This is a genomic window from Pseudomonas sp. UV AK001, from assembly GCF_046097675.1.
Classification (GTDB): Bacteria; Pseudomonadota; Gammaproteobacteria; order Pseudomonadales; family Pseudomonadaceae; genus Aquipseudomonas; species Aquipseudomonas kribbensis.
Map to the genome: position 1 here is coordinate 164,859 of NZ_JBJUVZ010000010.1, position 21,143 is coordinate 186,001.

General features: G+C 62.0%; 19 protein-coding genes. 12 read left to right on the top strand and 7 right to left on the bottom strand.

The features are described 5' to 3' along the window. Positions 1-77 precede the first annotated feature (77 nt). Positions 78-287 carry a DUF2788 domain-containing protein gene (locus tag ACKLNA_RS24295; protein ID WP_003228500.1) on the top strand — a complete coding sequence of 70 codons (210 nt, stop codon included), beginning with the start codon at positions 78-80 and terminating at the stop codon, positions 285-287. On the opposite strand, the gene ACKLNA_RS24300 is transcribed toward ACKLNA_RS24295, so the two are convergent. From ACKLNA_RS24300 to ACKLNA_RS24315, 4 genes are all read right to left on the bottom strand, one after another. Next, the gene (locus ACKLNA_RS24300; RefSeq protein WP_085712264.1) at positions 282-917 is read right to left on the bottom strand and encodes a pseudouridine synthase; all 636 of its coding nucleotides are present in this window, start codon (positions 915-917) and stop codon (positions 282-284) included. The two genes, ACKLNA_RS24295 and ACKLNA_RS24300, sit on opposite strands and share 6 nt — an antisense overlap. A gap of 72 nt (positions 918-989) precedes the next feature. Beyond that, positions 990-2,489, bottom strand: coding sequence for an AMP nucleosidase (gene amn / locus ACKLNA_RS24305; RefSeq protein ID WP_162130486.1), 1,500 nt, complete (start codon positions 2,487-2,489; stop codon positions 990-992). Positions 2,490-2,594: 105 nt separating this feature from the next. Next, a complete protein-coding gene (locus ACKLNA_RS24310; protein ID WP_408987333.1) occupies positions 2,595-4,244 on the bottom strand; it encodes an acyl-CoA dehydrogenase family protein in 1,650 nt (549 codons plus the stop codon). A gap of 95 nt (positions 4,245-4,339) precedes the next feature. After that, complete coding sequence (locus ACKLNA_RS24315; RefSeq protein WP_408987334.1) at positions 4,340-6,688, bottom strand: 7TM diverse intracellular signaling domain-containing protein; 2,349 nt, start codon at positions 6,686-6,688, stop codon at positions 4,340-4,342. A gap of 304 nt (positions 6,689-6,992) precedes the next feature. On the opposite strand from ACKLNA_RS24315, the gene ACKLNA_RS24320 reads away from it, so the two are divergent. From ACKLNA_RS24320 to ACKLNA_RS24335, 4 genes are all read left to right on the top strand, one after another. Beyond that, positions 6,993-7,790 carry a hydroxymethylpyrimidine/phosphomethylpyrimidine kinase gene (locus ACKLNA_RS24320; RefSeq protein WP_085712267.1) on the top strand — a complete coding sequence of 266 codons (798 nt, stop codon included), beginning with the start codon at positions 6,993-6,995 and terminating at the stop codon, positions 7,788-7,790. Positions 7,791-7,808: 18 nt separating this feature from the next. Further along, the gene (thiE, locus tag ACKLNA_RS24325) at positions 7,809-8,432 is read left to right on the top strand and encodes a thiamine phosphate synthase (RefSeq protein WP_114885725.1); all 624 of its coding nucleotides are present in this window, start codon (positions 7,809-7,811) and stop codon (positions 8,430-8,432) included. Positions 8,433-8,442: 10 nt separating this feature from the next. Beyond that, positions 8,443-9,726, top strand: coding sequence for a glutamate-1-semialdehyde 2,1-aminomutase (hemL, locus tag ACKLNA_RS24330; protein ID WP_085712269.1), 1,284 nt, complete (start codon positions 8,443-8,445; stop codon positions 9,724-9,726). 225 nt (positions 9,727-9,951) lie between these two features. Further along, complete coding sequence (locus ACKLNA_RS24335) at positions 9,952-10,506, top strand: tetratricopeptide repeat protein (protein ID WP_003228518.1); 555 nt, start codon at positions 9,952-9,954, stop codon at positions 10,504-10,506. Between the two features lie 30 nt (positions 10,507-10,536). On the opposite strand, the gene ACKLNA_RS24340 is transcribed toward ACKLNA_RS24335, so the two are convergent. After that, the gene (locus ACKLNA_RS24340; protein WP_007958692.1) at positions 10,537-10,866 is read right to left on the bottom strand and encodes a DUF1820 family protein; all 330 of its coding nucleotides are present in this window, start codon (positions 10,864-10,866) and stop codon (positions 10,537-10,539) included. Positions 10,867-11,000: 134 nt separating this feature from the next. Here ACKLNA_RS24340 and miaB point away from each other — a divergent pair, with 134 nt between their 5' ends. From miaB to lnt, 5 genes are all read left to right on the top strand, one after another. Further along, positions 11,001-12,329, top strand: a complete 1,329-nt coding sequence (gene miaB, locus ACKLNA_RS24345) for a tRNA (N6-isopentenyl adenosine(37)-C2)-methylthiotransferase MiaB (protein WP_248743669.1) — start codon at positions 11,001-11,003, stop codon at positions 12,327-12,329. Positions 12,330-12,452: 123 nt separating this feature from the next. Further along, positions 12,453-13,457, top strand: a complete 1,005-nt coding sequence (locus ACKLNA_RS24350) for a PhoH family protein (protein WP_011336084.1) — start codon at positions 12,453-12,455, stop codon at positions 13,455-13,457. Further along, positions 13,450-13,944 (top strand): rRNA maturation RNase YbeY, encoded by a 495-nt coding sequence (ybeY, locus tag ACKLNA_RS24355; protein ID WP_408987335.1) that lies wholly within the window; start codon positions 13,450-13,452, stop codon positions 13,942-13,944. Before ACKLNA_RS24350 ends, ybeY begins: the two co-directional genes overlap by 8 nt. A gap of 5 nt (positions 13,945-13,949) precedes the next feature. Further along, positions 13,950-14,789, top strand: a complete 840-nt coding sequence (locus ACKLNA_RS24360; RefSeq protein ID WP_007909641.1) for an HlyC/CorC family transporter — start codon at positions 13,950-13,952, stop codon at positions 14,787-14,789. Positions 14,790-14,803: 14 nt separating this feature from the next. After that, entirely contained in the window at positions 14,804-16,327 is a 1,524-nt protein-coding gene (gene lnt / locus ACKLNA_RS24365; protein ID WP_408987336.1) for an apolipoprotein N-acyltransferase, read from the top strand. Between the two features lie 33 nt (positions 16,328-16,360). Here lnt and ACKLNA_RS24370 read toward each other — a convergent pair whose 3' ends face one another. Together ACKLNA_RS24370 and ACKLNA_RS24375 are read right to left on the bottom strand one after the other, a co-directional pair. After that, complete coding sequence (locus ACKLNA_RS24370; protein ID WP_408987337.1) at positions 16,361-17,140, bottom strand: YdcF family protein; 780 nt, start codon at positions 17,138-17,140, stop codon at positions 16,361-16,363. Between the two features lie 105 nt (positions 17,141-17,245). Next, on the bottom strand, positions 17,246-17,569 hold the full coding sequence (locus tag ACKLNA_RS24375) for a hypothetical protein (RefSeq protein WP_085712273.1): 324 nt from the start codon (positions 17,567-17,569) through the stop codon (positions 17,246-17,248). Between the two features lie 254 nt (positions 17,570-17,823). On the opposite strand from ACKLNA_RS24375, the gene leuS reads away from it, so the two are divergent. Both leuS and lptE read left to right on the top strand, forming a co-directional pair. After that, positions 17,824-20,430: a leucine--tRNA ligase gene (gene leuS, locus ACKLNA_RS24380; protein ID WP_408987338.1), complete on the top strand. Its 2,607-nt coding sequence runs from the start codon at positions 17,824-17,826 to the stop codon at positions 20,428-20,430. Between the two features lie 87 nt (positions 20,431-20,517). Then, complete coding sequence (lptE, locus tag ACKLNA_RS24385) at positions 20,518-21,123, top strand: LPS assembly lipoprotein LptE (protein WP_408987339.1); 606 nt, start codon at positions 20,518-20,520, stop codon at positions 21,121-21,123. Positions 21,124-21,143: the final 20 nt, after the last annotated feature.

Here is a 21,143-nt window from a genome sequence, read left to right on the forward strand (position 1 = left end):
CAGGTCAATGCTGCGTCGCTCGCCGCTGGCGTATACTCCCGCCCGCCCTTTCAGCCGCACAGCGCCGGAGATGCCCGATGGATCCAGCAGTATTTGAAGAGTGGATGATGACTGGCCTGGTCAGCATCCTGATCATTTTCATGGGGTTCATCGTCTGGGATCTGGCGAAGAAGTCCAAGGCCGGGCGCTTCGGCTCGTTCATTCTGTTCTTCGTGCTGGGCCTGGGCGTGGCCGCGTTCATCATCAAGAGTGTGGTGATCGGCCTGATCGAATCCGGCGCCTTATAAGCGCGCCGGCACTTCCTTCCACTGGCCCTGATCGAGCCCTTCGATCGTCCAGTCACCAATCCTGACCCGCACCAGCCGCAACGTCGGCAACCCCACCGCCGCCGTCATCCGCCGCACCTGGCGGTTGCGACCTTCGCGAATCACCAGTTCCAGCCAGGTGGTCGGAATCGTTGCGCGAAAGCGTACCGGCGGATTGCGTGGCCACAGCTCGGGCTCATCCAGTTGCCGCGCTTCGGCGGGCAGGGTCATGCCGTCATTCAATTCGACACCGTCACGCAGGCGCTGCAACTGCTCGGCCGTCGGCACGCCTTCGACCTGCACCCAATACGTCTTCGCCAGCTTGTGCTTGGGGTCGGCGATCCGTGCCTGCAACTGGCCGTCGTTGGTCAGCAACAGCAAACCTTCGCTGTCACGATCCAGCCGCCCGGCCGGGTAGATGCCCGGAACGTCGATGTAATCCTTGAGCGTCGCCCGCCCTTCGCCGTCGCTGAATTGCGTCAGCACATCGAACGGTTTGTTGAAGAGAATCAGCTTCGGCTCGGCCGGTGGCGCCTTGGCGACACGGCGCGGGGCTGAAGAGGACGGCTTCGCGCCGGGGCGGCGGGAAGGTGGACGCGGGGGACGGGACATAAGAGAGAAGACATTTAGCGATCAGGGCTGACAATGCTAGTGCCCCGACCGCCAAATGACCACGACAAACCGTTAGCGGAACGGCGGCTCGTCGAAGCTGCGCAGTTTGCGCGAGTGCAGCGAGTTGAGTTCGGTGCGCAGCAGGTCCACCGCTTCGATACCGATCTTCAAGTGCTGGCTGACCGCGCGCTCGTAGAACGCGTTGGCCGAACCCGGCAGCTTGATTTCACTGTGCAGCGGTTTGTCCGAAACACACAGCAACGTGCCATACGGCACCCGCAGGCGATAGCCCTGGGCAGCTATGGTGCCGCTTTCCATGTCCACCGCCACGGCGCGGGACAGGTTGATCAGCGGTCGCTCCTGGGCCCAGCGCAATTCCCAGTTGCGGTCGTCGTAGGTCAAAACGGTGCCGGTGCGCAGGCGTTTTTTCAGTTCTTCGCCTTTTTCGCCGGTGATGTTGGCCGCCGCTTGCTGCAGCGCCAGTTGCACTTCGGCCAAGGCCGGGATCGGAATGTTCGGCGGTACCACCCGGTCCAGAATCCCGTCGCGACGCATGTAAGCGTGAGCCAGCACGTAGTCGCCGATGGTCTGCGACTGACGCAGGCCGCCGCAGTGACCGATCATCAGCCAGCAATGCGGACGCAGCACCGCCAGGTGATCGGTGATGTTCTTGGCGTTGGACGGGCCGACACCGATGTTCACCAGGGTCACGCCGTGGCCATCGCTGGCGATCAGGTGATAGGCCGGCATCTGGTAGCGGTGCCAGACCACACCGGCGGCAATGGCCGAGGCTTCGCCGTGATCCATGCCCTTTTCGATGATCACGTTGCCCGGCAACACCATGCGCACGAAACGCGGGTCGCGGCGCAATTGCTCGAGACCATGGACGATGAACTGATCGACATAACGGTGGTAGTTGGTCAGCAGAATCCACGGCTGCACATGGCGCCAGTCGCTGCCGGTGTAGTGCACCAGACGACGCAGCGAGAAGTCGACGCGGGCCGCATCGAACAGTGCCAGCGGCAGCGGATCGGTGTTTTCCCAGTCGTAGAGACCGTCGGCGATGCCATCGGTGGCGGCGGACAGGTCGGTGCTCGGGAATACTCGCGCCAGCACGGCGGCGGTGACGCCGGAGCCGGCCAGTTCATCGCCCTGCTCGACCACGTACGGGTACGGAATGTTCTGCTCGCTGACCCCGACTTCCACGGTCACGGTGAAGTCGTGCATCAGCGGCGTGAGCTGCTCCAGCAGGTATTTGCGAAACGCCGCCGGGTGGGTGACGGTCACGCTGTAGGTGCCCGGCAACTGCACCTTGGCGTAGGCGCGGGTGGTTTGCGGGACTTCGCCCTGGCAGTGGTAGGTCAGACGCAGTTCGGGATAACGGAACAGGGCACGTTGCTCGGCGTCGGGCTCGACGCGATCCTTGAGATAACGCTTGAGCGCCGAGTTCAGCGCCGTGGTGGCCCGCTCATGCAGCTCGGCCAGACGATCCACGGCCTGTTCGGCGGTTTGAACGACAATAAACGCTTCGGTCACGATCAGCTTCCTGTGTTCTGACTTGCAGAGCTTCATCTTGCCTGCATCGTGGCTTCACGGAAACAGTGGCATGTTGGCTGTTCAGCAATCCGTCAGCGGCGGGAGCCTGGCTGGCTGCTCCCACAGTCGATTCGCATGAAGTCAGAAACCTTGCGGCGTCGAGCGGGCAACGATGACTTCGACATCCAGCCCGCGCGGCAACGCGCCGTAGACCCGGCCGCCCCCGCTCAGACGACTGGCGATAAAGGCATCGCTGACCGCCGAATTCCCGGCCTCCAGCAACAGCTTCGCTTGCAGCCCCAGAGCGATGTCTTCGGTCAGTTGCCGCGCCCGATATTGAATGTCGCTGGTGTCCTTGAATGACGCCTGCAACTGCTGGATATGCGCGGCCAGACGTCTGTCGCCATGGCCGTCGCCCAGTTCGTTGAACAGCACATCGAGCACGCCCGGTTCCTTCGACAGCGCGCGCAATACATCCAGACATTGCACGTTGCCGGAGCCTTCCCACGTCGAGTTCACCGGTGCTTCGCGGTACAGCCGCGGCAGGATGCTGTCTTCGACATACCCCGCGCCACCCATGCATTCGGCGGCTTCGTTGATCATCCCCGGCGCACGTTTGCAGATCCAGTACTTGCCCACCGCCGTCACCAGCCGGGCGAACTGTGCTTCGTGGCGATCATTCAGATGATCCAGCGCCTTGCCCATGCGCAGGCTCAACGCCAGCGCGGCTTCGCTTTCCAGCGCCAGATCGGCCAGCACGTTCTGCATCAGCGGTTGTTCGCTGAGCAGTTTGCCGCCGACCTTGCGGTGGGCGCAGTGATGGCTGGCCTGGGTCAGCGCCTGACGCATCAGCGAGCTGGAACCGACCATGCAATCGAAGCGGGTCATGGCCACCATCTCGATGATGGTCGGCACGCCGCGCCCTTCTTCACCGACCATCCACGCCAGCGCGCCACGGAACTCCACCTCGCTGGAAGCGTTGGACTGGTTGCCGAGTTTGTTTTTCAGACGCTGGATGTAGAACTGATTGCGCGTGTCGTCCGGACGATGGCGCGGCAGCAGGAAACAGGTCAGGCCCTTGTCGGTCTGCGCCAGCGTGAGGAACGCATCGCACATCGGCGCCGAGCAGAACCACTTGTGGCCCACCAGCTCATAAGCCTGACCCGGGCCGCTGGCGCCGACCGGATAAGCCTTGGTGGTGTTGGCGCGCACGTCGGTGCCGCCCTGTTTCTCGGTCATCGCCATGCCGATGGTGACGCCAGCCTTGTGGGCCATGCCGACATTGCGCGGATCGTATTCGGTGGCGAGGATTTTCGGCAGCCACTGTTCGGCGAGATCAGGTTGCAAACGCATCGCAGGGACACTGGCAAAGGTCATGGTCAGCGGGCAACCGCTGCCGGCCTCGGCCTGACTGTGCAGATAGCTCATGGACGCGCGGGCCACATGGGCGCCATCCTGTGGATGGGCCCAGGGCAACGACGTCAGGCCATGTTCGATGGCCGTGCGCATCAGCTCGTGATACGCGGGATGGAACTCCACCAGATCGATGCGATGACCGTAGCGGTCATGGCTGGCGAACACCGGCTTGTTCTGGTTGGCGAGGAACCCGGCCTCCATCAGCGGCCCGCCGGCCAAAGCGCCGTAGGCATCGATCCGCGACTCGGCCCAGCCGGCGCCGAACCGCCGCGACCACTCCTGCAGCGGCAGGTCGATGCGGTACAGGTTGGTGCCGTCCAGCGACGGTGGCTGGTTGGTCACTTCGTGGGTTTCGGCGAACTGATGCAGGTTCATGACGGGGCTCCTTGATCGGCCAGAGCTTCAGTTAAGCACCGCCCCCGGACCGATCAAAGTGTCATATCGGCCTAAATGCCGGCGCTTTCACCCTGTCAGCAACTCAATACCCGCCGCTGCATCGCGACCTGCAAGTCTTCGAATTTCACCGGTTTGCTCAGGTAATCGATCGAGCCGGCTGAGGCGCAATGCTCTCGATCCGCCCCCAACGCGATCACGAACACCGGCAGGTTGGCACAGCCCGGCAGGTCGTGGATCTGGCAACACAGCGACGCACCATCGAGCGGCGGCAACTGGCAATCGATCAGCACCGCATCGAACGGCTCGCGCTGCAGGCATTCGATGGCTGCGGCACCGTGGTCAGCGGTGCGCACGCGGAAACCGAGCTTGAGCAACATCCCGCGCATCACCAGTTGATTGACGCTGTTGTCGTCCACCAGCAACACGGTGCAGTCCTGCGGTGCGCGTATGGCATCGCGAACAGGCGTCGGCGCGGCTTCGACGGCCGGCAATTCAAACTCGACATCCAGTTGAAAACGACTGCCGCGTCCCGGCTCGGAACGGTGCGTGAGTTTGCCGCCGAGCAGTTCCACCAGTTGTCGGCAGATCGCCAGACCGACGCCCAGGCCGCCGTACTCGCGAGTCATCGAACCGTCGAGCTGGAAGAAACGCTGATACAGCGTGGCTTCGCCCAGATCGGTAAAACCGATGCCGGTGTCGATGACCGCAAAGGACAGCGCCAGACGATTGTCCGTCGACGGTTTACCGGTAACCCGCAGGGCGAGGCCGCCGACGCGGGTGAACTTGATCGCGTTGTCCAGCAGGCATTCCAGGCATTGCGCGAGTTTGGCGCTGTCGCCATGCAGGCGGTCCGGCAGGGTCGGCAGTACGTCGACCTTGAAGTCCAGCGACTTGCTCGAGGCGTTGCCATCGAACTGCACGCGCAGCGCCTCAACCACAGCGCGCAGGCTGAAACTGCCCGGCGTGGCCTTGAGCTTGCCGGCCTGCAACTCGGTCAGGGTCAGGATGCCGTTGACCATGCGCATCATGTCCCGGGCCGAACCGGCGGCGGTCTGCTGGTATTGCTCCAGTTCCGGGTCCAGTTCGACGGTCTGCATCAGTTCCAGCGAGCCGATCACCCCGTTCATCGGCGTGCGCAGTTCGTGGGTCAGGGTCGCGAGGAATTCGTCCTTGAGCTTGTTGCTGTGGGCCAGTTGCTGGTTGAGCACTTCGAGTTTCTGGCCGGCGTCGAACAGGGTCTGCGCCTGTTGTTCGCGCATAGCATTAATGCGGTCGGCCAGTGCCAGCGACAGCAGCGCCACCTCGATGGCCGAGCCGATCTGGCTGGCGTACATGGTCAGGAACACGTTCGGCAGCAAGCCCAGAACCATCATCGTGTTGACGATCCCGCCGAGCAGAAATGCCGACCAGGCAATGATGAAGTAGCGCGCCACGCGCAGACCCCGCCACCAGGCGAGGATCCCCGCGGCGAAAATCACCACGGTAAAGGTCAGTGCCAGTGTCGTCGCCAGGCGCAAGGCCAGGGCGTAACTGGTCATCAGCGACAGGCCGATCACCAGCGCACCGAACACGATCAGGGCGATCAAAAGCCGGTCGAGCCAGCGGCTGTGGTTCTTGGTCTGCAGGAAACTGCGGGCGAACTGGCTGCCGAACAGACCTGCGCAACCAATGAAGAATGGCGTGGCGGCGTTGGCCCACCACGGGTTGTCCGGCCAGAAATATTCGACCGCCGCGCCATTCACTGACAGCTGGTACAGGCCGAACGACGCGATATAGAAGATGTAATAGAGATAACTGGTGTCGCGCACGCTGAGGTAGATGAACAGGTTGTAGACCAGCATCCCCAACAGCACGCCATAAATCAGGCCCAACACGTACAGGCGCACCGGTTGGTCTTCGAGGTACGCGGTGCTCGACCACAACGTCACCGGCGCCTGGATCGAGCCTTCACTGGACAGTCGCAAATAGACGGTCTGCTGCTGGTCAGGCTTGAACGTGAGGTTGAACAGGTAGTTGTTCTGCCGGATCTCGCGACTGGCGAACGGCAACGCGTCTCCGGTCTGGCGCACCAGGCGATAGTCGCCGGCGGCATCGGGCAGATACAGGTCGAGGTGATCGAGCGGCGGATAGGCCAGCTCCAGCAGCCAGGTACGCTGCGCCACCGGATTGCTCGGACGGTAATGCAGGTCGATCTTCAGCCAGAACGCCGAGCGCGAGTAACCGGCATTGAGCGTGGCTTTATCGTGTTTTTTGAATTGTCCGGCAGCAGCCTGCGCGCGGACGTCGGCAATGCTCGCCTGACCGCTCGGGTCTTCGAACACTTGCAGGGATCGACCCAGGGGGAGGCTCTGGGTGAACTCGTCGAACTCGACGGCGTTTGCCAGGAGGGGCAAACAGAACAGCAACATCAACAAATAGCGCATTGAAGCCCCAGCGTGGCTTGTCCGGTTGTGTCAGGAAGCCCCCCATTCCCTTTGAGATGACGTAAAACCGGTATTACCTGTTATTGGTTTGGATCCACTCTAGCATAGCCGTTGATGGCCATTGAGCACCATGGAAATTTTTCCGACAAAGGCTCTAGAACGGGCGTTTCAGAGCAAAACGCCGAGCTAGAGCTGTTGAGTCGGTCAGATTGCGAGAACCCGTGTGGTTCCGGTTATCGAGGTTATCGGCCAAGCGCTGCGCCACAACACCCGAAAAACAGGTTTGGTGGTAAGCTCGCGCACCATGAATATCTACAGCTCACGCCCCGTTGTCCTCTGTCTCTCCGGCCACGACCCCAGTGGTGGCGCCGGCTTGCAGGCAGATATCGAAGCCCTGCTCGCTCAGGGTTGCCATGCGGCTCCGGCCGTCACCGCCCTGACCGTGCAAGACACCGTCAACGTCACTGACTTTCGCGTCCTCGACCGTGAGTGGGTACTGGCCCAGGCCAATGCCGTGCTCAACGATTCCGAAGTCGCGGCAGTGAAACTGGGCATGCTCGGTTCCCTGGAAATGGTCGACACCGTTGTCGAACTGCTCCAGGCGCACCCGCACTTGCCAGTGGTCTGCGACCCGGTGCTGCGCGCCGGCGGCGGCGGACGCCTGGGCAAGGACGAGGTCGGATACGCCATGCGCGAACGTCTGCTGCCGCTGTCGATCATCGCCACCCCCAACCTTCCCGAAGCCCGGATCCTCGCCGAACTGCCAGAAGGCACCGCGGACGAGTGTGCTGAAAAACTGTTGCCGTTCATCAAGAACCTGCTGATCACCGGCGGTCACGGCGACGAAACCGAAATCCACAATCGCCTGTACAGCCGTGACGGCCTGCGCGAAACCTTCAAGTGCCAGCGCCTGCCAGGCAGCTATCACGGCTCCGGCTGCACCCTGGCCAGCACCCTTGCCGGTCGACTGGCACAGGGCGAAAACCTGGCCAGCGCCGTGCGTACCGCGCTGGATTACACCTGGCGCACCCTGCGCGATGCCGAACAACTGGGCAAAGGCCAGTTCGTGCCGCGTCGCCTGCCGCTGGATTTCTGCTCGTAACGTCGTGAGGTCTGCCTGATGAAACTACGTGGCCTGTACGCCATTACCGACGGTCCGTTGCTGGCCGGCAAGTTTCTGCCGTACGTGGAGGCGGCGCTCGAAGGCGGCGTCACCCTCCTGCAATACCGCGACAAGAGCAGCGACGAAGCCCGGCGCCTGCGTGAGGCCGAGGCCTTGCGTGATCTGTGCGAACGCTACAAGACCCAGTTGATCATCAACGATGACGCCGAACTGGCCGCACGCCTGAACGTCGGCGTGCACCTGGGCCAGACCGACGGCCCGCTGTCGCCGACCCGCGCCCTGCTCGGCTCGAAAGCGATCATCGGTTCGACCTGCCACGCGCAGCTTGAACTGGCCGAACAGGCCGCCAAAGAAGGCGCGAGCTATGTCGCCTTCGGTCGCTTCTTCAATTCCAACACCAAACCCGGCGCGCCGACCTGCAGCCTCGACCTGCTCGACGAGGCCAAGCGCACTTTGCACCTGCCGATCTGCGCGATCGGCGGCATCACCCTCGACAACGCCGCGCCGCTGGTGGCCCACGGTGTCGATCTGCTGGCCGTGGTCCATGGCCTGTTCGGTGCCGACAGCACCGCCGAAGTGACCCGCCGCGCCCGCGCATTCAACGAATTACTAAAAGTCTGAGAGCCCGATCATGTCTCGTTCCGAAACCCTGTTTGCCAACGCCCAGAAACACATTCCCGGTGGCGTGAACTCGCCGGTTCGCGCGTTCAAGAGCGTCGGCGGCACGCCGCTGTTCTTCAAGCACGCCGAAGGCGCCTACGTCACCGACGAAGACAACAAGCGTTATGTGGATTACGTCGGTTCCTGGGGCCCGATGATCCTCGGCCACAGCCACCCGGACGTACTCGACGCTGTGCGTAACCAGTTGCAACACGGCCTGTCCTACGGCGCGCCGACCGCGATGGAAACCGAGATGGCCGACTTGGTCTGCTCGCTGGTGCCGTCGATGGAAATGGTGCGCATGGTCAGCTCCGGCACCGAAGCGACCATGAGCGCAATCCGCCTGGCCCGTGGTTTCACCGGTCGTGACAGCATCATCAAGTTCGAAGGCTGCTACCACGGTCACTCCGACAGCCTGCTGGTCAAGGCCGGCTCCGGCGCACTGACCCAGGGCGTGCCAAGTTCGGCCGGCGTACCGGCCGCGTTCGCCAAACACACTCTGACCCTGCCGTTCAACGACATCGACGCCGTTGAAAAAATGCTCGCCGAAGTCGGCCAGGACGTCGCGTGCATCATCGTCGAGCCGGTTGCCGGCAACATGAACTGCGTGCCGCCGGCGCCGGGTTTCCTCGAAGGCCTGCGCAGCCTGTGCGACAAGCACGGCGTGGTGCTGATTTTCGACGAAGTGATGACCGGTTTCCGCGTGGCCCTCGGCGGCGCCCAGGCTTACTACGGCGTGACCCCGGATCTGACTACTTTCGGCAAGATCATCGGCGGCGGCATGCCGGTCGGCTGCTTCGGCGGCAAGCGTTCGATCATGGAGCGCATCGCACCGCTGGGCCCGGTCTATCAGGCGGGCACCCTGTCGGGCAACCCGCTGGCGATGGCCGCCGGCCTGACCACCCTGCGCCTGATCAGCCGTCCGGGCTTCCACGCCGAGCTGACCGACTACACCACTCGCTTGCTCGACGGCTTGCAACAGCGTGCTGACGCGGCGGGCATTCCGTTCGTGACCACCCAGGCTGGCGGCATGTTCGGTCTGTACTTCAGCGGCGCTGACGACATCGTTACCTTTGAAGACGTGATGGCCAGCGATGCAGCGCTGTTCGGTCGCTTCTTCCACCTGATGCTCGAAGGTGGCGTGTACCTGGCACCGAGCGCATTCGAAGCCGGTTTCACCTCGATCGCCCACGGCGAAGCGGAACTGAAACTGACCCTCGACGCCGCCGAGCGCGCGTTCGCCAAACTGAAGTAATGGCTTGATCGCTGACGTTGGCCATTGCCAGCGTCAGCTTTCACCTACATTCCAGCGTTTTCTCCGACGCTTCTGCCAAAAATCTCCCGCAAACCGGGTGATATATTCCCCACACAGCAGAAAATCGAGTAAAGACTTTGTAAGGTGGCCCCTGCTTATTTCATAATGCGCGCTTATTGGATCCCTCGACGGGTCCGCGCGCCCTTCAGAGGTAAGTCGATTCCCATGAACCGCACCGGCCGCACCCTTGCCTTGGGCTGCCTGTTGCTCCTTCAGCCGCTGCTCGCACATGCACAAGCAGGCGGCAACTCGTTGTTGATCCCGGCGATGGGTCGCTGCACCCTCAATACTCAGCCGCAAGATGTCACGCAGGCCCTCGCCGCCTGCCAAAAGGCAGCGGATGAAGGGGATGCGCAAGCGCAATACGAGTTGGGTGAGTTCTACTACGACGGCAAGAATGCGCCGCGCGACCTCAATCAAGCCCTGAGCTATTTCGAAAAGGCCTCGCTGCAAGGCCACGCCCAGGCGCAATTCAAGCTCGGCACCATGTTCTTCCACGGCGAAGGCGTGCAGGCCAACAACATTCAGGCCTACATCGTGCTGAAGATGGCCGCGGTCAACGGCGCCGAAGACGCGCTCGACACCGCCGACGAAGTCTCCGAAAAGATGTCCCGCGAAGACCTGGAAACCGCAACCCAGGTGCTCGGGCAAATTTTCCGTAAATACCTGATGGAACTGCAGAGCGCCGACGGGCGTACGCCGTTCTCGCCCCTGCCGTAGCGCCTGTCGTAGCTCCTTTTCCCGCCCCGCTTACTTCTCGGGCATCGGTACCGGGAACGGCATCACATTGCCAACACCGCCACGGGCTTCGCTGATTTTCGGCGTGCCAAGGCGTTCCACTTCGTCGATGCGCACGATCGAATGCATCGGCACAAAGCTGCGCACCACACCTTCGAACTGTGCCTTGAGCTTCTCTTCGCTCGGGTCGACGACCACCTGAGTGCGCTCGCCAAAGACGAACTCTTCCACTTCCAGGAAGCCCCACAGATCACTTTGATAGATCTGCTTGGCGTACATTTCGAACACCTGGCCCTGGTTGAGGAAAATCACCTTGTAGATTGGAGCTTCGCGTTTGGTCATGGCGGGCGGACAACACATCGGGGTAAAAATGAGGGCGCGAACTATAGCATAGCCACTGGACGCGCAACGGTAGGAACCTGGGGACATGTTCCCTATAATGCGCGGTTCTTTGAACCACGTGACGACCCTATTCCATGGCCAAGAAGCTTTACATCGAAACCCACGGTTGCCAGATGAACGAGTACGACAGCTCGCGCATGGTCGATCTGCTGGGCGAACACCAGGCCCTGGAAGTCACGGCGCGGGCAGAAGACGCCGACGTGATTCTGCTCAACACCTGTTCGATCCGCGAACGCGCCCAGGACCGGGTGTATTCCCAGCTCGGCCGCTGGCGCGAACTGAAACTGGCCAACCCGGAGATGGTTATTGCCGTCGGCGGTTGCGTGGCCAGCCAGGAAGGCGCGGCGATCCGTGATCGCGCCCCGTACGTTGACGTGGTGTTCGGTCCGCAGACCCTGCACCGCCTGCCGGAAATGATCGACGCCGCGCGCATCAGCAAGCTTCCGCAAGTGGACGTCTCGTTCCCGGAAATCGAAAAGTTCGACCACCTGCCCGAGCCGCGTATCGACGGCCCTAGCGCCTACGTGTCGGTGATGGAAGGCTGCAGCAAGTACTGCACGTTCTGCGTGGTGCCTTATACCCGTGGCGAAGAGGTCAGCCGACCGTTCGACGACGTGATCGCCGAGATCATTCACCTGGCCGAAAACGGCGTGCGTGAAGTGACCCTGCTGGGGCAGAACGTCAACGGCTATCGCGGCCTGACCCATGACGGTCGGCTGGCGGACCTGGCGGAACTGATCCGCGTCGTCGCGGCCGTCGATGGCATCGACCGCATCCGCTACACCACGTCGCATCCGCTGGAATTCTCCGACAGCCTGATCCAGGCCCACGCCGAAGTGCCGGAACTGGTGAAGCACCTGCACTTGCCGGTGCAGTCCGGTTCGGACCGGATCCTGGCCGCCATGAAACGCAACCACACGGCGCTGGAGTACAAATCCAAGCTGCGCAAACTGCGCGCGGCCGTGCCGGGTATCTGCATCAGTTCGGACTTCATCGTCGGCTTCCCGGGCGAAACCGAGAAAGACTTCGAACAGACCATGAAGCTGATTGCCGACGTCGGTTTCGACTTTTCCTACTCGTTCGTCTACAGCCAGCGCCCGGGCACCCCGGCGGCCGATCTGGCTGACGACACCCCGGAAGAACTGAAGAAGGAACGCCTGAACGCCCTGCAGCACCGTTTGAATCAGCAAGGCTTCGAGATCAGCCGACAAATGGTTGGTTCGGTCCAGCGGATTCTGGTGACCGATTATTCGAAGAAAGACCCGGGCGAGCTGCAGGGGCGCACCGAGAATAATCGTATCGTCAACTTCCGCTGCGACAATCCAACCCTGATCGGCCAGTTCGCCGACGTGCACATCGACGCGGCACAACCGCACTCGCTGCGCGGCTCGCTGATCCAGTAACACCGCAAGGAGACCGCGCCAGAGGGCTGAATCGGTGCCAGGCTTTTTAAGAGCTTTCGCACCCACGCCACTGGCGTTATCCTTGATTTCATCCCAATTGCCCCAGGGCGGCTAAATACGACCTTGAACGCACCCATAGAACCTCATCGTTTCATCCTCGAGCCTTTTGAGGCTCGCCGCTTCGCCAATCTGTGCGGGCAGTTCGACGAACACCTGCGCCTGATCGAACAGCGCCTGGCCATCGAGATCCGCAACCGCGGCAATCAGTTCGAGCTGATCGGCGAACCCAAGCACACCACTTCCGCGGAAAACCTGATTCGCCGCCTGTACCGGGAAACCAAGGGTTCAGAGCTGTCGCCGGATACGGTTCACCTGTTCCTCCAGGAATCGGCCGTCGAGCAACTGGACAACCACGCCCCCGCCGAAGCCTCCGTCGCCCTGCGCACCAAGAAAGGCATGATTCGCCCACGCGGCTTGAATCAGTTGCGCTATGTGAAAGAAATCCTCGGCAACGACATCAACTTCGGCATCGGCCCGGCCGGTACCGGCAAGACCTATCTGGCCGTGGCCTGCGCCGTGGATGCCCTGGAACGCGAGCAGATCCGCCGCATCCTGCTGGTGCGTCCGGCGGTCGAAGCGGGCGAGAAACTCGGCTTCCTGCCCGGCGACCTGTCGCAGAAGATCGACCCGTACCTGCGCCCGCTCTACGACGCCCTCTATGAAATGCTCGGCTTCGAATACGTGGCCAAGCTGATCGAACGTCAGGTGATCGAAGTCGCACCGCTGGCCTATATGCGCGGTCGTACGCTGAACAACAGCTTCATCATTCTCGACGAAAGCCAGAACACCACCGTCGAGCAGATGAAGATGTTCCTGACCCGGATCGGTTTCGGCTCCACGGCCGTAATCACCGGCGACATCACTCAGGTCGACCTGCCGCGTGGCACCAAGTCCGGACTTCATCATGTCATCGAAGTCCTGAAGGATGTGCCGGGTATCAGCTTTACCCACTTCCAGCCCAAAGACGTGGTGCGCCACCCGCTGGTGCAACGCATCGTCGAAGCCTACGAGCGCTTCGAAACGCGCCTGGCCGATGAAGCGCCAAAGGACACTCGCCACGATGCTTGAGCTTGACCTGCAAATCGCGACCGAAGCGTCTGCGCCGACCGAAGTCGAATTCCGCCAGTGGTGCGAACTGGCCCTGCGCCAGCGCACCGCCGACTCGGAAATGACCATTCGTCTGGTCGACGAAGAAGAAGGCCGCGAACTGAATCACACCTGGCGCCACAAGGATTACGCGACCAACGTCCTGTCCTTTCCCGCCGAAGTGCCCGACGAGTTTCTCGACATCCCGCTGCTGGGCGATCTGGTGATCTGCGTGGCAGTGGTCGAGCGCGAAGCCGCCGAACAGGGCAAGGAACTTAACGCCCACTGGGCACATCTGGTCATTCACGGCTGCTTGCATCTGCTTGGTTACGACCATATAGATGACGAGGAAGCCGAGGAAATGGAAGCACTGGAACGCGAGTTGCTTGCCGAATTGGGTTATCCCGATCCGTACGCGGACGACGAAACCGAAACATCCCCTATCGTTACAACAAAGGATTCAGAGTAATCGCTATGAGCGAAGATCGATCGAGCAACGGGCAGAAGTCCTGGCTGGGTAAACTGACCCAGGCTTTTGCCCACGAGCCGAAGAACCGCCAGGAGCTGCTGGAGCTGCTGCGCGATGCACATCAGAACAAACTGCTGGACAGCGAAGCGCTGGCCATCGTCGAAGGCGCCATCCAGGTGGCTGACCTGCAAGTACGCGACATCATGGTGCCGCGCTCGCAGATGATCAGCATCAAGGCGACCCAGACACCCCGCGAATTCCTCCCTGCCGTGGTCGACTCGGCCCACTCGCGCTACCCGGTCATCGGCGAAAGCCATGACGACGTGATGGGCGTGCTGCTGGCCAAGGATCTGCTGCCGCTGATCCTCAAGGAGAACGGCGACAGCTTCAACATCAAGGACCTGCTGCGCCCGGCCACCTTCGTGCCGGAGTCCAAGCGTCTGAACGTGTTGCTGCGTGAATTCCGCGCCAACCACAACCACATGGCCATCGTCATCGACGAATACGGCGGCGTGGCCGGTCTGGTGACCATCGAAGACGTGCTTGAGCAAATCGTCGGCGACATCGAAGACGAGCACGACGTCGAAGAAGACAGCTACATCAAGCCGCTGCCCAGCGGTGATTTCCTGATCAAGGCCCTGACGCCGATCGAGAACTTCAACGAGTTCTTCGACAGCGAATTCTCAGACGACGAGTTCGACACCGTCGGCGGGCTGGTGATGAGCGCGTTCGGGCACTTGCCAAAACGCAACGAAATCACTGAAATCGGCGCCTATCGTTTCCGCATCCTGAACGCCGACAGCCGTCGGATTCATCTGCTGCGACTCACGCCAATCGCCCGGTAAATTTAAGGACTGAAATGCGCTGGACAACCCGCCCCGGCTGGCCCGGTAACCTGCTGGCCGTGGCGGCCGGTGCAATCACCACCTTCGCTCTCGCGCCGTTCGATCTCTGGCCGCTGGCTCTGCTGGCGGTCGGCCTGTTCTACGCGGGCCTTCGCGAGCTGAGCCCGCGCCAGGCGCTGGGTCGTGGCTGGTGCTTCGGTTTCGGCCTGTTCGGCGCCGGCACCAGCTGGATCTACTACAGCATCCACCACTTCGGCGGCGCTTCGGTGCTGCTGGCCGGGTTCCTGATGCTGATTTTCACGGCGGCCATTGCCTGGTTCTTCGCCCTCCCCGCCTGGCTGTGGGCGCGCTGGCTGCGCCGCAACGAAGCGCCACTGGCCGATGCCCTGGCCTTTGCGGCGTTGTGGGTTGGACAGGAAGCGTTCCGTGGCTGGTTCCTCACCGGTTTCCCGTGGCTGTATTCCGGTTACAGCCAGCTCGATGGCCCGCTGGCCGGGCTCGCGCCGGTGGGCGGCATGTGGCTGGTGTCGTTCGTCCTGGCGCTGACCGCCGCGCTGATCTACAACGCACCACGCCTGCTGCAGAGCGGTCGCAAAGGCTTTATCGCCGCCGGGCTGGTGTTGCTGGTCGGCCCATGGGCGGCAGGCATTGCCTTGAAGGGACATGCCTGGACCAGTCCGTCCGGCGCACCGCTGACCGTTGCCGCCATTCAAGGCAACGTCGCGCAAAGCATGAAATGGGACCCGGCGCAGCTCAACGCGCAACTGGCGCTGTACCGTGACCTGAGTTTCCGTTCGAAACCGGTGGATCTGCTGATCTGGCCGGAAACCGCCGTCCCGGTGCTCAAGGAGTCCGCCGAGGGCTACCTGAACATGATGGGCACCTTTGCCGCCGAGCGTAAATCGGCGCTGATCACGGGTGTGCCGATCCGCCAGACGGTGCGTCACGAAAAACGCTTCTTCAACGGCATTACCGTGGTCGGCGAAGGCGACGGCACGTATCTGAAGCAGAAGCTGGTGCCGTTCGGCGAGTACGTGCCGTTGCAGGACGTGCTGCGCGGGCTGATCGCGTTCTTCGATCTGCCGATGTCCGACTTCGCCCGTGGTCCTGCCGATCAGCCGCTGTTGCAGGCCAAGGGTTATCAGATTGCGCCGTTCATCTGCTACGAAGTGGTGTACCCGGAGTTCGCTGCAAGTCTGGCCGCACACAGCGATCTGCTGCTGACCATCAGCAACGACACCTGGTTCGGCACCTCCATCGGCCCGCTGCAACACCTGCAGATGGCGCAGATGCGCGCTCTTGAAGCCGGGCGCTGGATGATTCGTGCGACCAATAACGGCGTGACCGGCCTGATCAACCCGTTCGGGCAGATCACTGAACGCATTCCACAGTTCGAACAAGGCGTGCTGTACGGCGAAGTGGTGCCGATGCACAACCTGACGCCGTATCTGCAGTGGCGCTCGTGGCCGCTGATCATCCTGTGCGTGGTGCTGTTTGGCTGGGCGCTGATGACCAACCGGATGTCCAAGACCCTCTGACAACTGAAGGGCTTCCGCGCCTTGCGAAAGCCCTCAGTCTCCGCTGTCGCCTGCCCGGTAGAACAACGAATAGCCGATCTGTCCCACCGCCTCGTTCATCAATTGCCCGCTCTGCCAGATCGACTTGAACTCCGGCAGCCAGCCGCCGAACGGCCGGGCATTGTCGGTGCCAAGGAAACCGACCGGCGCCGGCACCACTTCGAATCCGGCCTGTTGATAACTCCACACCGCCCTCGGCATGTGCCAGGCCTGGGTCACCAGCACGATACGTTTGATGCCTTCCGGCAGCAGCATTTTGGCGCTGAAGGCAGCGTTTTCCCAAGTGGTGCGGCTCTCCCCTTCCTGCCAGCGCACCGTCACACCGAAATCATCGCGCAACGAATCGGCCATCAACTTGGCTTCAGTCGGCGGCGTACCGTAATGCAGGCCACCGCTGGTCAGAATCGGCAACCCTGAGGCCTTGGCCAGACGCGCCGCGTAACGCTGTCGCTCAAGTCCGACACCGGTTGGCTGATCGTCGCCCCAGGCCAGATCGCCACGCTCGCGCCCGGAGCCCAGCACCACAATCGCATCAGCGCGTTGCGCAAGGCTTGTCCATGAATCCCGGGCCAGCGGCGGCTCGCGTTCCAGGGCCTTGGCGCCCCATTGCACGACCACCGGCAGGCTCATCAGCAGAAAGCCGCCAAAACCCAGAACGAAGCACAGCCCGGCCAGTCGCGGCCGCGAACGTCGCAACCACCATGCGACGAGCAACAGCAGCAAAAGAAGGCCGGGCGGCAACAGAAGTTGTTTAATGAAATAACGAAAAGGCATCGAGCATCTCCAGAGATGCCCGAAGCCTAAGTGGGTAGATACAACGCGACAACCAGTAGGGTCGGATCCCGTTGAAAAAGATCCGCTTTTTGACCTGCCATGCGCTTACTTGGCCTGCAGGGTTCGCACTTTTACGGTCTCTCTGCCCGGTGCCTTGTCCTTGAGCCAGATGACCTTGGCCGAATGGGCTGCATCGAGTTGCTTCACTGCCTGTGACAGGTATCCGTGGGTTTCACGCTCACTGCGATCCAGGTAAGCCTTGACCAGATTGAACTCGGCGGGGCTCAAGCCACGCAATTCCAGCTCCAGGGGGCGCTCGTCGCGCAGCCGTCCAGCGGTTTTTGCCGCGTCCAGGGCCATTCCCAGACGATCGATCAACCGCTCGTACAACTCGGGTTTGGTTATGTTTCTTTGCTGTGACTCCACCATCCCTCACCTCATTGAAGATAAGACTCACTCCCCAGTTAGAGCTTAGCTTCGCTGCACAAACCGGCTGCACGCCGCGACCAACGGCCCTCGCCGCGATTTCAACGGGTCAAACGGCTGCAATCAGGGTTTCCCTAGGCCAAGCGCGGTCATGTATGCTACGGCGCTTCCTGTAACTCCACTTCCAGCCCGTCCGGCCCGCTCCGGATGTCGCATTGAAGAGGATTAGGCCACCCCTATCCAGTACAAAAGTAGCCATGCACGAACAATATCAGCCCCGTGAAATCGAAGCCGCCGCCCAGTCGTTCTGGGACGAGCAAAAGTCCTTTGAAGTCAGTGAACAGCCAGGCAAGGAGACTTACTACTGCCTGTCGATGTTCCCTTACCCCAGCGGCAAGCTACACATGGGGCACGTGCGCAACTACACCATCGGCGACGTGATCTCCCGCTACCAGCGCATGCTCGGCAAAAACGTCCTGCAACCGATGGGTTGGGACGCCTTCGGCATGCCGGCGGAAAACGCCGCGATGAAGAACAACGTGGCCCCGGCCAAGTGGACCTACGAAAACATCGCCTACATGAAATCCCAGCTGCGCAGCCTGGGCCTCGCGGTGGACTGGTCCCGCGAAGTCACCACCTGCAAGCCGGATTACTACCGCTGGGAACAGTGGCTGTTCACCCGTCTGTTCGAAAAAGGCGTGATCTATCGCAAGAACGGTACCGTGAACTGGGACCCGATCGACCAGACCGTTCTGGCCAACGAACAGGTGATCGACGGTCGCGGCTGGCGCTCCGGCGCGCTGATCGAGAAGCGCGAAATCCCGATGTACTACTTCAAGATCACCGCCTACGCGGATGAGCTGCTGGAGAGCCTCGACGAGCTGACCGGCTGGCCTGAGCAAGTCAAGACCATGCAGCGCAACTGGATCGGCAAGTCGCGCGGGATGGAAGTGCAGTTCCCGTACAACGTCGATTCGATCGGCGAAAGCGGCACCCTGAAAGTCTTCACCACCCGTCCGGACACCCTGATGGGCGCAACCTATGTTGCCGTGGCTGCCGAGCACCACCTGGCCGCTCTCGCCGCGAAGAACAACCCTGAGCTGCAAGCGTTCATCGCCGAATGCAAGGGTGGCAGCGTTGCCGAAGCCGACGTCGCTACTCAAGAGAAGAAAGGCCTGCCGACCGGCCTGTTCGTCGAGCACCCGCTGACCGGTGAAAAACTGCCGGTGTGGGTCGCCAACTACGTGTTGATGCACTACGGCGACGGCGCAGTGATGGCTGTGCCGGCGCACGACGAGCGCGATTTCGAATTCGCCCACAAGTACAACCTGCCGGTCAAATCCGTGGTTCGCACCAGTTCCGGTGAAACCAACCCGGCTCCGTGGCAGGACGCCTACGGCGAGCACGGCACGCTGATCAATTCCGGCGAGTTCGACGGCCTGGACTTCGCCGGCGCGTTCGACGCCATGGAAGTCGCCCTGATCAAGAAAAACCTCGGCGCCTCGCGCACCCAGTTCCGCCTGCGCGACTGGGGCATCAGTCGTCAGCGCTACTGGGGCTGCCCGATCCCGATCATCCACTGCGATACCTGCGGTGACGTGCCGGTGCCGGAAGACCAGTTGCCTGTCGTACTGCCGGAAGACGTGGTGCCGGACGGCGCCGGTTCGCCGCTGGCGCGCATGCCCGAGTTCTACGAGTGCACCTGCCCGAAATGCGGCCAGCCTGCCAAGCGTGAAACCGACACCATGGACACCTTCGTCGAGTCGTCCTGGTACTACGCCCGTTACGCCTCGCCACACTTCGAAGGCGGTCTGGTGGAAAAATCCGCAGCCGACCACTGGCTGCCGGTGGATCAGTACATCGGCGGTATCGAACACGCCATTCTTCACCTGCTCTACGCACGCTTCTTCCACAAGCTGATGCGCGACGAAGGTCTGGTGAGCTCCAATGAGCCGTTCAAGAACCTGCTGACCCAGGGCATGGTGGTCGCCGAGACCTACTATCGTCGTGAAGCCAACGGTGCCTACACCTGGTTCAACCCGGCGGACGTGGAACTGGAGCGCGACAGCAAGGCCAAGGTCATCAGTGCCAAACTGAAATCCGACGGCCTGCCGGTGGAAATCGGCGGCACCGAGAAGATGGCCAAGTCGAAGAACAACGGCGTCGACCCACAGTCGATGATCGATCAGTTCGGCGCCGACACCTGCCGCCTGTTCATGATGTTCGCTTCGCCGCCTGACATGAGCGCGGAGTGGTCCGACTCCGGCGTGGAAGGCTCGCACCGCTTCCTCAAGCGCGTCTGGCGTCTGGCTCAGGCCCACGTCACCCAGGGCCTGCCGGGCAAACTGGACATCGCCGGCCTGAATGACGAGCAGAAAGTCATTCGCCGTGCGATCCACCAGGCGATCAAGCAGGCCAGCCACGACGTCGGCCAGAACCACAAATTCAACACCGCCATCGCCCAGGTGATGACGCTGATGAACGTGCTGGAGAAAGCCGCCCAAGCCACCGAACAGGATCGCGCACTGATCCACGAAGGCCTGGAAGCCGTGACCCTGCTGCTGGCACCGATCACACCGCACATCAGCCATGAACTGTGGAACCGCCTGGGCCACGCCGACCCGGTGATCGACGCCGGCTGGCCAGTGCTGGACGAAAGCGCGCTGGTGCAGGACAGCCTGACCCTGGTCATCCAGGTCAACGGCAAACTGCGCGGCCAGATCGAAATGCCGGCCGCCGCCACCCGCGAAGAAGTCGAAGCCGCCGCCCGTGCCAACGAAAACGTGCTGCGCTTCGTCGACGGCCTGACTATTCGCAAAGTGATCGTAGTGCCCGGGAAACTGGTCAATATCGTCGCCAGCTAATTGGATCGGACGCCGGGTCTGCCTGGCGTCCAGTAAAACCTTTCGGGCCGCAGGGTCGGCCCACATGGTTTCAAGGGGAGCAACACAATGATCAAACGCAATCTGCTGGTGATGGGCCTCGCTGTCCTGTTGAGCGCCTGCGGTTTCCAGCTGCGCGGCACCGGCACCACCGAACTGACGATCAAGGAGCTCGATCTGAGCGCCCGCAACGCCTACGGCGAAACCGTGACGCAACTGCGTCAGGTGCTGGAGGCCAGCGGCGTCAAGATCGTCTCCGGCGCACCGTACAAGCTGTACCTGGCCGATGAGCAGGAAAGCCAGCGCATCCTCAGCTACGCCGGTGCCGGCCGTACTGGCGAGTACCAGGTGACCACCGTGCTCAACTACGACATCCGTGGCGAAAAAGACCTGCTGCTCAAAAGCGACAAGCTTGAAGTGCAGAAAGTGTTCATCCACGACGGCAACAACCTGGTGGGTTCCGACCAGGAAGCCAACGATGCCCGTACCGAAACACGCCGTGAACTGGTACAGCGCATGATGCTGCGCCTGCAGCAACTGACGCCGGCCCAGCTGGATGCCCTGCAGCAGACCGCCAACGCCCGGGCCAAGGCAGAAGCCGACGCACTGGAAGCGGCGCAGAAGGCTGAAGCGGAAACCCCGCGTCAGTCGCCGCTCGAACTGCCGCAGCAGTAAGACGTCCGGGGCGCTCAGGC

Coding starts and splice junctions, on each gene's coding strand:
- ACKLNA_RS24295 (WP_003228500.1), top strand. CDS start 78: ATGGATCCAGCAGTATTTGAAGAGTGGATGATGACTGGCCTGGTCAGC.
- ACKLNA_RS24300 (WP_085712264.1), bottom strand. CDS start 917: ATGTCCCGTCCCCCGCGTCCACCTTCCCGCCGCCCCGGCGCGAAGCCG.
- amn (WP_162130486.1), bottom strand. CDS start 2,489: ATGAAGCTCTGCAAGTCAGAACACAGGAAGCTGATCGTGACCGAAGCG.
- ACKLNA_RS24310 (WP_408987333.1), bottom strand. CDS start 4,244: ATGAACCTGCATCAGTTCGCCGAAACCCACGAAGTGACCAACCAGCCA.
- ACKLNA_RS24315 (WP_408987334.1), bottom strand. CDS start 6,688: ATGCGCTATTTGTTGATGTTGCTGTTCTGTTTGCCCCTCCTGGCAAAC.
- ACKLNA_RS24320 (WP_085712267.1), top strand. CDS start 6,993: ATGAATATCTACAGCTCACGCCCCGTTGTCCTCTGTCTCTCCGGCCAC.
- thiE (WP_114885725.1), top strand. CDS start 7,809: ATGAAACTACGTGGCCTGTACGCCATTACCGACGGTCCGTTGCTGGCC.
- hemL (WP_085712269.1), top strand. CDS start 8,443: ATGTCTCGTTCCGAAACCCTGTTTGCCAACGCCCAGAAACACATTCCC.
- ACKLNA_RS24335 (WP_003228518.1), top strand. CDS start 9,952: ATGAACCGCACCGGCCGCACCCTTGCCTTGGGCTGCCTGTTGCTCCTT.
- ACKLNA_RS24340 (WP_007958692.1), bottom strand. CDS start 10,866: ATGACCAAACGCGAAGCTCCAATCTACAAGGTGATTTTCCTCAACCAG.
- miaB (WP_248743669.1), top strand. CDS start 11,001: ATGGCCAAGAAGCTTTACATCGAAACCCACGGTTGCCAGATGAACGAG.
- ybeY (WP_408987335.1), top strand. CDS start 13,450: ATGCTTGAGCTTGACCTGCAAATCGCGACCGAAGCGTCTGCGCCGACC.
- ACKLNA_RS24360 (WP_007909641.1), top strand. CDS start 13,950: ATGAGCGAAGATCGATCGAGCAACGGGCAGAAGTCCTGGCTGGGTAAA.
- lnt (WP_408987336.1), top strand. CDS start 14,804: ATGCGCTGGACAACCCGCCCCGGCTGGCCCGGTAACCTGCTGGCCGTG.
- ACKLNA_RS24370 (WP_408987337.1), bottom strand. CDS start 17,140: ATGCCTTTTCGTTATTTCATTAAACAACTTCTGTTGCCGCCCGGCCTT.
- ACKLNA_RS24375 (WP_085712273.1), bottom strand. CDS start 17,569: ATGGTGGAGTCACAGCAAAGAAACATAACCAAACCCGAGTTGTACGAG.
- leuS (WP_408987338.1), top strand. CDS start 17,824: ATGCACGAACAATATCAGCCCCGTGAAATCGAAGCCGCCGCCCAGTCG.
- lptE (WP_408987339.1), top strand. CDS start 20,518: ATGATCAAACGCAATCTGCTGGTGATGGGCCTCGCTGTCCTGTTGAGC.